Below are 12,338 nucleotides of genomic sequence, written 5' to 3' on the forward strand. Positions count from 1 at the left end.
GAAGCGAACATGCAAAAGATGCAAAACAGAACAGACAGTGGCGTGAGGCCGCGCCCCGAACCTGAAACCGCAGCAAAACAAGCTAAGCGGCCGCTGCGCGATCGCCGCCGCTCGCTGGCGATCGGACTTCTGCGTGCCCGTGAAGCGATCATGAGCCATTTCCGGCCGATCCTGGCGGCGCATGAAGTAACCGAGCAGCAGTGGCGTGTCATTCGCATTCTCTATGAAGGCGGCGAGCTTGACGCGACCGAATTGGCCGACAAGGCATCCATTCTAGCGCCGAGCCTCACGCGCATGATCCGCTCGCTTGAGGAGCGCGGCTTCATCACCAAGCACAAGGATGATGCCGACGGACGCAGAGTATTGCTGCAGATCACCCCGGCAGGGCAGGCGATCGTCGAGGACGTCATGCCGGAAAGCCAGAAAGTCTATGCCGATATCGATGCCCGTTTCGGCGAAGAGCGGGTGGAGAAGCTGCTCGATATGCTGGAGGAGCTTGCCTCGCTGAAATTGGAGAACGGCCCGGCCGGTGAGGAATGAGGTCTCTTCGATTTTATTAATGTGTTAAATATTTGATTGACGCGTCAGGAGATCTGTAGCAGTCTTCCGCGGTGCTGACACTGTTGGGAGGCGGAGTTGGACCTGCTACAAAATCGCAGCCTGGTCGACCGGACCTGGTCGCCGACGCCCTACGACCAGTGGGTTGACGATCTTCAGAGCATTTGCGGCAACTTCAATCCGCACACGGTGCAGCGCGGTGATAGCGTCATAGGCACGGCCAGCCGCATCGACGTCTGCGGCATGGAATTCGCCCATGTTTCCAATGATCTCGACTATGTTCATCGCGATTGGGATGACATTCGCCGCGATGCCAATGAGCACCTGTTCCTGATCCTGCAGCTGGAAGGCGTCTGCGGCGTCGAGCATTCCGGCCAGCAGAACATCCTCGATGTCGGCGAATGCATTCTTGTCGACTCGACGCGACCGACAACCTTCTATTTTCGCGGGCACTTCTCCAATCACCTGTCGCTGCATCTGCCCCGGCAGCTGATGTATTCCGAGAGCAAGATCGATTTTGATATTGCGCGCAAGCTCGAGGCGAGCGATCCGATGGCAATGATGCTGCGTGCATTGATCGCCAAGATGATGACCACGCCGGATAATGAAGCAGCTTCGCCCTATCTTCGCCAGCTGATGTTCGACACGACCCGTCAGGCATTCCTCTCCACAGGCGCCCAGACGGCAAGCCTGAATTCCCTGCATGAAAGTGCCAGCAAGCGCATGCAGATGGTCGATATCCTCATCGACAAGCATCTGACCGATAGCGACCTCAGCGCCAAATGGCTGGCGACACGGCTCGGCATTTCGATCCGTACCCTGCAGCAGGATTTTCAGGGCATGGGCATGACCTGCACGACGGTCATTCGGGACAAGCGGCTGCGCTTTGCGCGCGAAAAGATCGAGCAGCTCAAGGAGCAGCGCAGTCCGACGACGATAGCCGAAGTCGCCTATTCGGCCGGGTTCAATGACATTTCCTATTTCAATCGCAGCTTCAAGGAGCTGTTCGATTGTGCGCCAAGCGAGCTGCTGCGCGCCGCAGAGCCGGCCCATAGATCGGACTGAACCGCGGGGCTGCGCTTCAGTCCAAGACGAGGCGCGTTTCTCCCCAAGACGGGTTTTGGGGCAAAAGCCATAGTCCTCCCGAAAGTCACGGGAGGAAAATGTCGTGAAGCAGTACACCCTGCTTATCGGTGGCGAGCCTGTTGCCACGTCCCATCATGCGCCGGTAAAAAACCCATCGAATGGCGACGTGGTCGGCTTTATGCCGCTTGCCGGCGAAGCGGATCTCGATCGCGCCGTTGCCGCGGCCGCGCAAGCCTTCAAGGGCTGGTCGCAGGTATCGAGCGGGGAACGTGCGGCGGCCTGCCATGCCGTTGCGGAAAAGATCAGCGAGCACGCCGAGGAGCTGGCCCAGCTGCTCACACGCGAACAGGGCAAGCCGCTCAATGGTCTCGGCTCTCGCTTCGAGATCGGTGGCGCGCTGGCATGGACGCGCCATACTGCCGAGCTGGATCTGCCAATCGAGATCCTGCAGGACGATAATGAAGGCCGCGTCGAGCTGCATCGCAAGCCGATCGGAGTCGTCGGTTCGATCACGCCCTGGAACTGGCCCGTGATGATCGCGTGCTGGCATATCGTGCCAGCCGTCCGTGCAGGCAACACCGTCGTCATCAAGCCTTCGCCCCTGACGCCGCTGTCGACCATCCGTCTCGTCGAAATCATGAATGAGGTTCTCCCACCCGGCGTCGTCAACGTCGTCACCGGCGAAAACAGCATTGGTGCCGCCCTTTCCGCGCATCCCGGCATCGCCAAGATGACCTTCACCGGCTCGACGGAAACGGGCAAGAAGGTCATGGCGTCTGCGGTTGCGACCCTCAAACGCCTCACGCTGGAACTCGGCGGCAACGATGCCGGCGTCGTTTTACCTGATGCCGATCCGAAGGCCATTATCGAAGGCCTTTTCTGGGGCGCCTTCATCAACAACGGCCAGACTTGCGCGGCGCTGAAGCGTCTCTACGTGCATGACAGCATCTATGAGGAAGTGTGCCGTGGTCTTGCGGACTATGCTTCCAAGATCGCCGTCGGCGACGGGCTGGACGAGGCAAGCATTCTCGGCCCCGTGCAGAACGAGATGCAGTTCAACAAGGTGCGCGAACTGGTCGAGGATGCGCGCGCCAATGGCGGGCGCATCCTGACCGGCGGCGCACCGATGGATCGCCCGGGCTATTTTTATCCAATCACGCTCGTCGCCGATGTAGATCATGGCGTGCGCCTGGTCGATGAGGAGCAGTTCGGTCCGGCCCTGCCGATCATCCGCTACAGCGACATCGACGAAGTGGTTGCTCGCGCCAACCAGAATCCTGCCGGGCTTGGCGGCTCCGTCTGGTCCTCCGATGTCGAGAAGGCGAAGCGCTACGCGATGCAGCTCGAATGCGGCTCGGTCTGGATCAACAAGCATGGCACGATCCAGCCGAACGCACCCTTCGGCGGCGTCAAGCAGTCCGGCATCGGCGTCGAATTCGGCGCGGAAGGGCTGAAGGAATTCACCACGATCCAGACCGTATTGAGCTGAGCCATGACGACTTACGACTATATCATCGTCGGTGGCGGTTCTTCGGGTTGCGTGCTGGCAAATCGGCTTTCAGAAAATCCGGCGCATAAGGTGCTGCTGATCGAGTCCGGCCGCCGGGATTCCGACCCATGGATCCACATTCCTGCGACCTTCTTCAAGGTGCTGGGCAAGGGCATTGACATCCATCCCTATGCTTCGAACCCCGACAAGGGCCTGAATGGGCGTCCGAGCGTCGTGCCGCAGGGCAATGTGCTCGGCGGCGGCAGCTCCGTGAATGCGATGATCTATATTCGCGGTCATCGCAACGACTACGACACCTGGTCGCAGATGGGCTGCCAGGGCTGGTCCTACGAGGATGTGCTGCCGGCCTTCCGTTCTCTGGAAAACAATGAGCGGCTGAACGGCCAGTACCATGGGAAAAAGGGCGTTCTGCGTGTCTCGGACCCGCGCCATCGCCATCCATTGAGCGAGGCTTTCATCAAGGCGGCGACCGAAATCGGCATTCCGCATAATGATGATTTCAACGGCGCAGATCAGGCCGGTGTCGGCTTCTATCAGAGCACCACCTATGGCGGTCGTCGCTGGAGCTCGGCCCAAGCCTTTTTGCGCGAGGCGGAGAAGCGGCCGAACCTGACCGTGCTGACGGAGCGCAAGGTCGGCCGTATCCTGTTCGAAGGGCAGAAGGCCGTCGGTGTCGAGCTGCTCGATGGCACAGTCTTCAGGGCATCCCGCGAGATCGCGCTGACCGCTGGTGCTATCGCAACACCGAAGATCCTCCAGCTGTCCGGCGTCGGCGACGGCGCGCATCTTTCCTCGCTGGGCATCAAGATCGTTGCCGATCTGCCGGGTGTCGGTGCCAATTATCAGGATCATCTCGAGGTGCCGGTGCAGGGCGAGACGCGTGAGCCGATCTCGATCCTCGGCCATGACAAGGGGCTGCGGGCCGCCGGCCATATGCTGCGCTATCTGACTTCGCATCGCGGCCTGCTGTCGTCCAATGTCGTCGAATGCGGCGGTTTCATCGATACGTCAGGCACCGGCCAGCCGGATGTGCAGTTCCACGTCCTGCCTGTTTTGATCGGTTTCGTCGATCGTGATCCGGAACCAGGCCACGGCTTGAGTATCGGCCCATGCTATCTGCGGCCGCGCTCGCGCGGCTGGATACGATTGAAGAGCGCCGATCCGACCGAGCAGACGGATTTCAATGCCAATCTGCTTTCCGATCCGGCCGACCTTGAAACCCTGGTGCGCGGTGTGGAAACGGCGATCCGCATCCTCGACGCGCCGGCGCTTGCCAGGCTGGTCAAGCGCCGCGTGCTGCCGAAGCCGGGCGTCGAGAAAGATCCCGAAGCGCTCCGCGATTACATTCGCCAGTCCTGCAAGACCGTGTTCCATCCGGCGGGAACGGCCCGTATGGGCCGGGCGGACGATCGCATGGCCGTCGTCGGGCCGGATCTGAAGGTCCGTGGGATCGAGGGTCTGCGCGTTTGCGACGCCTCCATCATGCCGACACTGGTATCCGGCAACACCAATGCACCGACGATGATGATCGCGGCCAAGGCTGCGGCTTTCATGACTGGAAAGGCGATTTCCGGCTGAACCGGACGTCGGGGAAGAAAAGAGCCCGTGGGGAGCGGGACAACAAACTGGAGGAGACAATGCCTATCAATCTAAGAGGGCTGGCAATCGGCCTTTTGCTGACGCTCGCATCGGCGTTCAGCGCGCATGCGGCCGCATCCTGCGGCGACAACACCGGCAAGCCGGCAACCGGCAAACCGATCATCATCGGCGCCATTACCGGCAAGACCGGGCCGGATGATTTTTCCAACTCCACCAAGGCGGCAAAGGCCTATTTCGACTGCCTGAATGCCAATGGCGGCATCAAGGGCCGGCCGGTCAAATATCTGGTCGAGGACGATCAGTGGAATCCGGAAATCGCCGCGCAGCTCGCCGCCAAGCTCGTCAACGACGAGAAGGCCGTGCTGATGGTCGGCAATTCCAGTTATGTCGAGTGCGGAGCCAATGCCGATTTCTACAAGAAGTCGGGCATCCTTGTCGTCGCCGGCGTCGGCGTGCCGCGTGAATGCTATTTTGCTGAGAATTATGCGCCGACCAATGCCGGGCCGCGCGTCTCGATGCTCGGCGCCATGGGCTATGCGCTCGACAAGCTGAATGCGAAGTCCGTCGTCTGTATCGGTCCGAACATTCCGAATGTCGGCACCTGGTCCTGTGATGGCGTGATGCTGCTTGCCAAGGAGAAAGGTTTTGCCGCGCAGACGATCCTGATGGATCCGGGCTCTGCCGATGCCACATCGATCATCCTGCAGGCGGCTGCAAGCAAGCCGGATGTCATCGTGCTCGGCCTGTCGAAGGGCGTGGCCGTGCCGCTGCTGACGGCTGCCGAAGAGCAGGGGCTCAACCAGACGATCACCTTCCTCAGCGCGGCCTCGGCCTATGATCTCTCGGTTCCGGCTACCATTGGTTCGGGTTGGGACGACAAGTTCTATGTCAACATGGAATTCAACGATCTGAACGCGCAGACGCCGGACAATCAGAACTGGCTCGCCGTCATGGACCAGTACGGCCAGAAGTCCGACCCGCGCGATACCTTCGCTCAGGCCGGCTATCTCGCAGCTCGCATCGCCGAAAAGGCACTGATGACGCTTGACCCTGCCAAGATCGACCGTGAGACGGCTTCTGCCGCCGTGCGAGAGGTCAAGGACTTCAAGAGCGATATCTTCTGCGCTCCCTGGTACTTCGGCGATGGCCAGCCGCGCCACAATGCCAATTCGACGACACGCATGGCGGTTGCCGAGGGTGGAAAGTGGAAAGTCGTTTCCGATTGTGCCCTATCGCCCGATCCGGAGCTGAAGGACGTGCGTGCTTTTGAAAAGTCCGCCGGCATCAACTGAGCCCAGACGCTTGTCTCGGTTCCGCGGCAAATCCGCGGAACCGAACGACCCGAAAGGATCGATTTATGAACATCCTGCCTTTCATCATATCCGGGCTTGGGATCGGCGCTGTTTACGCGCTGTCCGGCGTCGGCCTGGTCGTCCTGTTTCGGGCGACTGGCGTTCTCAACTTCGCATTCGGTGCCTTCGGCGCGATCGGTGCGCATTGCGCCTGGCAACTGTTGGAGTGGAAGATGCCGCTCGCCGTCGCCATCCTCGCCGCCGTTGCCGTCTCGACGACGATCAGTTTTCTTTATGGTCGGGTCCTCGCGCCCATGCTGTCGCATCGCGATATCGTCGTGCGCGCCGTCGGGACCCTGGCACCGGCGTTGATCCTGATCGCGATCATGGGTGTCATCTGGGGCGAGCTGCCGCGCCGCCTGCAATTCCCGACCGACCAGATGTTCATCTCTCTTTTCGCCGTGCGCCTGACCTTTACGCGTATCATCGCCATCATTCTTGCCGTCGTCATGGTCATTGCCATCACTCTGCTTCTGACCCGCACACGCCTTGGTCTCGATATGAGGGCGCTTGCCAATGATCGCGATCTCAGCGCCATGCTTGGCGTGCGCATCCTTTACACGGAAACCGCCGCCTGGATCATGACCGGCATCTTCGCCGGTCTTGCCGGCCTGCTGCTTGCCGATCTCGTCCGGCTACAGGGCACCTTCCTGACCTTGCTGGTGATCCCGGCGATCGCCGCAGCGATCCTCGGTCAGTTGCAGTCGCTGTGGCAAACGGCCGTCGCCGGCATTCTGATCGGTATTGCCGAGGCCGTGCTGACGCCTGTCGCCTGGATATCGCCCTATCGCGCAGCAGCACCCTTCATCATCGCGCTTGTCGCGGTCACCATTCTCGGAGGCACGGCCAGGGCCGCGTTGAAGGACCGATGACCGTTCAGGAGCAAACAATCACCCCAACAGCCGGAAGCATATCGATGATGCGCCTGCCGAAGCAGCTTCTTCACGTGCCTGTGACGATGCTGATCTTCTCGCTCGTCGTCGCTTTGCTCGCCAATTCTTTCTGGCTCTCTGCCGCCACATCCGCGGTTGCTCTGTCGCTGTCCGTTGCCGGGCTTGCCATCCTCTATGGTCAGCTCGGTCTCGTCTCCCTTTGCCAGTTCGCGCTTGTCGGCGTTGGCGGCTGGGTGACGCTTCGTGTCGGCCATGCCTTTCATCCGCCTTTTGAATTGAGCCTGCTTGCGGGCGGTATGGTTGCTTCGATCGTGGGGCTGGTATTCGGCTTGCCCGCCTTGCGCCTGCGCGGTCTTTATCTTGCGCTGGTAACGCTGATGCTGGCGGGCGCTTTTCAGATCGTCATCAGCGCCTGGGGCTTTCCGGATGGCGGTCCCGGCTTCCTGGGGCGCGCCGATGGCTCCGGCCGTGCAATGCTCGCAAGACCAATAGTCGCCGATGGTGAGGTCTCCTATTTCCTCTATGTCTGTGTCGTGGCAGCGATCGGCCTGCTGATCGCGCAATGGCACAAACTTGCCCGACCCGGCCGCGCATGGGCGCTGATCCGCAAAGGCGAGACGGTTGCGGTTGCAAGCGGCGTCAATGTGCTCATTTACAAGGCCTGGGCCTTCGCGTTGAGCGGCTTTCTTGCCGGTCTTGCGGGTGGGTTGCTCGCAGGCAATGTCGGTCAGCTCGACGGGCGTGCCTTCGGCGCCTTCGAGAGCCTCAATCTCTTCGCACTTGCCATCGTCGGTGGCGTCTTCAACTGGTACGGCGCCGTCATCGCCGGTTTGTTGCTGCGTGCCGTGCCGGCCCTGCTCACGGATCTCGGCATTGATGGCTATGTTACGATCGGGATCTTCGGCGTCGCCCTGTTCCATGCGCTGGCGACCGCACCGACGGGCATTGCCGGCCAGATATCGGCTCTTATTGTCCGGTTGAATGCCGTTCTTTCCACGGGGAGGGCACGATGATCAAGATCGACAATCTCATCGTCCAGTTCGGTGGTGTCCGACCGATTAATGAGCTGAGCGCGGCGCTGACAGCGCCCGTCGCCGGTCTCATCGGCCCGAACGGCGCAGGCAAAACCACGTTGCTCAATGTGCTCTCCGGTTTCGTGAGGCCGATCCAGGGATCGGTCTCGCTCGACGAGCGGCCGCTGCTGGCGATGACGCCCCTGCAGCGCGTGCGCGCCGGCCTGCGACGCTCGTTCCAGACAGAGCAGGTGGTGGAGGATCTGACCGTTGCCGGCAATATTGCCGCGATCGCCGATCATGTCGTTGGCACTGGCCACCATGCCCGTGCGGTCGAGCAGGCCCTTGCCTTTGTCGGGCTGACCGATGTCGCCGAGAGGCCCGGCCAATCCCTCAATCTCTTCCAGCGCCGTCTCGTCGAGCTGGCAAAATGCGTTGTCGGCGAGCCGAAGCTTATCCTGCTTGATGAACCGGCAGCGGGTCTGACGGAAGAAGAGGGCAAGGCTTTTCGCGAGCTGGTGCTGCGCATCCCGGCGGAATTCAGAGCACAAGTGCTGATTATCGACCATGATGTCGATCTCATCCGCTCCATGTGCAGCGAAACGATGGTGCTCGACTACGGCAAGCTTCTGGCGCTTGGCCCGACACAGACCGTGCTTGCCGATCCCAATGTGCGACGCGCCTATCTAGGGGAGTTCTGATATGGACGCCACGTCGGAAATCAGCGTCGAAAATCTCGTCGTCGAGCGCGGCGGCAAGCGCGTAATCCATGACATTTCGTTTTTCGTCCCGGCTGGGAAGATCACGACACTGCTTGGGGCCAACGGCGCCGGAAAGTCGAGCACGGTTATGGCCATGGCGGGCGTCCTGCCGCGTGGCGGTTCCGTATGCCTCGCCGGCGCGGCGCTCGAAGGGTTCTCGCCTGACCGCATTCGCCGCGCTGGTCTTGCACTCGTGCCGGAGGGACATCGCGTGCTCGGGCAGCTTTCCGTCGAGGATAATATTCTCGTGGCAGCGCTGGAGACATCGGCGGCTGCCCGACGAGAGGGACTGGCTCATGCCTATGAGATCTTTCCCGAACTATCGGAACGGTGGCGTCAATCGGCATCGGATCTTTCCGGCGGCCAGAAGCAGATGGTGGCGATGGCGCAGGCCTTCGTCGCCAAGCCGCGCTTCATGATCGTCGACGAGCTGTCGCTCGGCCTTGCACCGGCCGTCGTCAAGCGGTTGGCCGAGGCGCTGAAAATCGCCGCCGCGCGCGGCATAGGCGTTTTGCTGATCGAGCAGTTTGCCAATCTCGCCCTCGATCTTGCCGATCAGGCTCTTGTGCTGGAGCGCGGACGCCTGGTCTTTTCCGGCGCCGCGGCGACGCTCAAGGCCCAGCCGCACATTCTGCACGGCGCCTATCTGGCAAGCTGAGGCGAAGGAGCCTTCATGACATTCTCTGCCGATCTTTTTGCGAGGCGAACGGTCGTCATAGCCGGTGGTACATCTGGCATAGGGGCAGCGACCGCGCAGAGCTTTGCTGATCTCGGCGCCCGTGTGGTGAGTTTCGGGCTCGGTGCCTCGATCGCGCCAACAAGTCGGCAGATCGAGTATCGCGAACTCGATGTACTGAAGCCTGGCGCGCTGGAAGCCTTCTTCTCCTCGGTCGAGACAATCGATATTCTCGTCAATTGCACCGGTGTTAGCAGGGATCGGGGCGAATGGCAGAAGACCGCATTCGACGAGGTGATGGCGATCAATCTCACGTCGATCATGGATTGCTGCCGGCTAGCCCGTCCGCGCATGCGGGCGGGGTCGGCGATCGTCAATATAGCCTCGATGTATTCGACCTTCGGCGCTGCTGATCGGCCGGCCTATGCGGCAAGCAAGGGCGCGATCGTGCAGCTGACGAAATCGCTCGCCCAGGAATACGCCCAGGCGGATATCCGCGTGAATGCGGTGGCACCCGGCTGGATCGTCACGCCATTGAGCCGCGCGCTGTTTGCCGATGAACGATCATCGACGCCGATCCTGCGGCGTATTCCCGCCGGCCGCTGGGGCGCTTCCGAAGAAGTCGCCGATGCGATCGTCTTTCTATCATCTGATGCCGCGCGCTATATCACCGGCGCCTGCCTGCCGGTCGATGGCGGTTATCTCACCTCCTGAGGACAGCAATCATGACCGCAGCACTTCACCGGCATGTCGATAGCGCCAGCGGTCGATCGTTCGCAGGGCTGGCGCGTAATCTCTTCGGTAATGTCCGGCTTGATTTCAGCACGGCGGATGAGGAAAAGAGCTGCATGACCTCTGCCATGCTGGGTACTTGCCGGCTGACGCGGCTGGAGGCGGATCGGCATGTCGTCTTCGGCGATCATGTGACGGCAACGCCGAATGATCCCGACGCGATCAAGCTGATCGTGCAGACTGAGGGCTGCGCTTCGCTGACGCAGGGCGGATTGCATGCGCCCGTCTCGCGGAATGCGCTTGTCGTCTACGATCCCAGCCGCCCCTATATGCTGACGAACAGTACGCCGGTCCGCCAATTGTTGCTGCAATTGCCGCGCCATAGCCTGCCCGCGACGGCCCTAGAACGGTTGTCGCAACCTTTCACGGCGCATGCTGATAAGGATGGCATGTGCCGGATCCTTTTGTCGCTGATGGATTCGACCATTCATGAGATCGATCATCTTGACGAGGCCAGGCGCGCAAGTGTCGGCCAGACCATGCTCGAGCTCGTGCGCACCATGATTGGTGCCGACCTGCAGCAGGCAACACCGGTCGCAAACCCCCTTCACACACTGCTGCAGCGGATCAGGGATTTCATCGATCTCAATCTCGAACGGCCGGATTTGACGATAACCATGATCGCGCGCCGCATGGGCTGTTCGGTGCGTTACGTCTATCGCGCATTCGAAGTGGAGTGCCTGACGCCTTCCGATTATATCTGGGATTTGCGCGTCCAAAAGGCTGCGGAAAAGCTGCGCGATGCCGGCGGCTACGCGGGAGAAATATCCGAGATCGCATTCGCACTCGGCTTTTCCTCCAGCGCGCATTTCTCGCGCGCTTTCCGCCTTCGATATGGTGTGTCGCCGTCGCAATGGCGCAAGGCCAATATGTCTTAGTTGATGAAGCGGCCCTGCCGGAGCCGGGCCGCCTCGTTTCTCATTTCATGGATTCAGCCACTCTCAGCGTGTCCGTGAACTGTTCGAAACGCCGGATCTTGCCGCCCGCCACGCCCCAGACATGCACGACCCGGGCCTTGAAGGTCTTTCCCGTCTGCTTGTTGGTGCCGCTATAGTCTCCTACGCCAACGACCTCGTCGCCGGCGTCGAGCAGGCGTTCGAGATTGAAGGTGTAGCCTTCGAAGGCCTCTCCGAGTGCCTGGAAGACGTTTCTGAAGATCTCCTGCGGGCCGACATAGGTGCCGGCGCAGGGGAAGCCATCCATCTCGGTCCAGCGGCAATCGGGGGCGATGTCGGCAAGCATGCCATCCATGTCGCGGCGGTCATTGGCGTCGTAGTGCGCCTTTACGATATCGAATGCTGTGCGCATGGCGTCCTCACACGGGTTCCTGGCCGGGCAGGTAATAGGTCATCGAGGCCTTGCGGATGAAGGCGCCGGCCGGGCTGTTCTGGATGCGCCCGTCGCCAGTGATGCCGAGGAACTTGCCTGTCGAGCGCATATCCTTGAAATTGTAGAAGAATGTGGATGCGACCGCGATTTTGAATTCACGGAAGGTGAAGATGTAGAGATTTTCATCAAACTTATAGGTCGTCGTGAGATCAACATCGCCGTGGCCGCGCTGCACGCCGACAAGGCATTGCCAGGCATAGCGCTGCGACGAGAGATAGGTGTGCTCGTAGACATGATTGGGGCTGTAGGTGAAATGAGCCCTGAGCCCGATCAGGTCGCGGCTCTCGTGCGGCACCGGCCCGCTTGCGGCGCCACCTTCAATAACACCTGGCCGGAAGATCTGCGCGACCTGCGGCTCGCCGACGGAATCCTTGAGCTCGCGAACGACCGAGTAAATGGAAAGCACGCGGCGCGTCTCGGTGCTGAGGATCAGCGTCTCGGCTTCCCTGGGGCGGCCGGCAAAGATGATCTCTACGAAATAAGTCTTCGGCGCGACTTCGATCACCTCGGACAAGTCGTTCCCGCTGTCCTTGCCATCCGACCATTTCACCTCACCCTTGGCGAAGGAGAGTTCCAACCTACGGCCATCGTCGAACGCGATCTTGTGCGTCGAGCCGGTCAGGGCCTCCGTGGCGGGCAGACGGTTCGTGTCGATGCCATAGGCGAATTCGTCGTAGGTTTTCCAGTCCTTGGGATTCTGATTCATCTC

The 12,338-nt window shown here is 60.9% G+C and carries 13 protein-coding genes; 11 read left to right on the forward strand and 2 right to left on the reverse strand.

What is annotated here, in order from left to right; all coding sequences use genetic code 11:
• Window positions 1-18: 18 nt before the first annotated feature.
• From hpaR to FBZ97_RS11700, 11 genes are all read left to right on the forward strand, one after another.
• Complete coding sequence (gene hpaR, locus FBZ97_RS11650; protein WP_145320049.1) at window positions 19-540, forward strand: homoprotocatechuate degradation operon regulator HpaR; 522 nt, start codon at window positions 19-21, stop codon at window positions 538-540.
• A 96-nt stretch (window positions 541-636) separates the two neighbouring features.
• Window positions 637-1,623 carry a helix-turn-helix domain-containing protein gene (locus FBZ97_RS11655; RefSeq protein WP_145319654.1) on the forward strand — a complete coding sequence of 329 codons (987 nt, stop codon included), beginning with the start codon at window positions 637-639 and terminating at the stop codon, window positions 1,621-1,623.
• A 103-nt stretch (window positions 1,624-1,726) separates the two neighbouring features.
• Window positions 1,727-3,133, forward strand: coding sequence for an aldehyde dehydrogenase family protein (locus tag FBZ97_RS11660; RefSeq protein ID WP_145319657.1), 1,407 nt, complete (start codon window positions 1,727-1,729; stop codon window positions 3,131-3,133).
• Between the two features lie 3 nt (window positions 3,134-3,136).
• Complete coding sequence (locus FBZ97_RS11665) at window positions 3,137-4,732, forward strand: GMC family oxidoreductase N-terminal domain-containing protein (protein WP_145319659.1); 1,596 nt, start codon at window positions 3,137-3,139, stop codon at window positions 4,730-4,732.
• A gap of 59 nt (window positions 4,733-4,791) precedes the next feature.
• Window positions 4,792-6,045: an ABC transporter substrate-binding protein gene (locus tag FBZ97_RS11670; RefSeq protein WP_145319662.1), complete on the forward strand. Its 1,254-nt coding sequence runs from the start codon at window positions 4,792-4,794 to the stop codon at window positions 6,043-6,045.
• A gap of 65 nt (window positions 6,046-6,110) precedes the next feature.
• Window positions 6,111-6,977, forward strand: a complete 867-nt coding sequence (locus FBZ97_RS11675; protein WP_145319665.1) for a branched-chain amino acid ABC transporter permease — start codon at window positions 6,111-6,113, stop codon at window positions 6,975-6,977.
• 44 nt (window positions 6,978-7,021) lie between these two features.
• Window positions 7,022-8,011: a branched-chain amino acid ABC transporter permease gene (locus tag FBZ97_RS11680; protein ID WP_246661742.1), complete on the forward strand. Its 990-nt coding sequence runs from the start codon at window positions 7,022-7,024 to the stop codon at window positions 8,009-8,011.
• Window positions 8,008-8,712, forward strand: a complete 705-nt coding sequence (locus tag FBZ97_RS11685; RefSeq protein ID WP_113329294.1) for an ATP-binding cassette domain-containing protein — start codon at window positions 8,008-8,010, stop codon at window positions 8,710-8,712. Before FBZ97_RS11680 ends, FBZ97_RS11685 begins: the two co-directional genes overlap by 4 nt.
• 1 nt (window position 8,713) lies before the next feature.
• Window positions 8,714-9,430, forward strand: a complete 717-nt coding sequence (locus FBZ97_RS11690) for an ABC transporter ATP-binding protein (RefSeq protein ID WP_145319672.1) — start codon at window positions 8,714-8,716, stop codon at window positions 9,428-9,430.
• Window positions 9,431-9,445: 15 nt separating this feature from the next.
• Window positions 9,446-10,162, forward strand: a complete 717-nt coding sequence (locus FBZ97_RS11695; protein ID WP_145319675.1) for an SDR family oxidoreductase — start codon at window positions 9,446-9,448, stop codon at window positions 10,160-10,162.
• Window positions 10,163-10,173: 11 nt separating this feature from the next.
• Window positions 10,174-11,118: a helix-turn-helix domain-containing protein gene (locus FBZ97_RS11700; RefSeq protein ID WP_145319678.1), complete on the forward strand. Its 945-nt coding sequence runs from the start codon at window positions 10,174-10,176 to the stop codon at window positions 11,116-11,118.
• Between the two features lie 40 nt (window positions 11,119-11,158).
• Here the strand turns inward: FBZ97_RS11700 and FBZ97_RS11705 are convergent, their stop codons facing one another.
• A complete protein-coding gene (locus FBZ97_RS11705) occupies window positions 11,159-11,548 on the reverse strand; it encodes a nuclear transport factor 2 family protein (protein WP_113329290.1) in 390 nt (129 codons plus the stop codon).
• A 7-nt stretch (window positions 11,549-11,555) separates the two neighbouring features.
• Window positions 11,556-12,335 (reverse strand): MoaF C-terminal domain-containing protein, encoded by a 780-nt coding sequence (locus FBZ97_RS11710; RefSeq protein ID WP_145319681.1) that lies wholly within the window; start codon window positions 12,333-12,335, stop codon window positions 11,556-11,558.
• Between the last annotated feature and the right edge of the window lie 3 nt (window positions 12,336-12,338).

It is taken from the genome of Rhizobium sp. ERR 942 (genome assembly GCF_007828395.1).
In the GTDB taxonomy this organism is placed as follows: domain Bacteria; phylum Pseudomonadota; class Alphaproteobacteria; order Rhizobiales; family Rhizobiaceae; genus Rhizobium; species Rhizobium dioscoreae.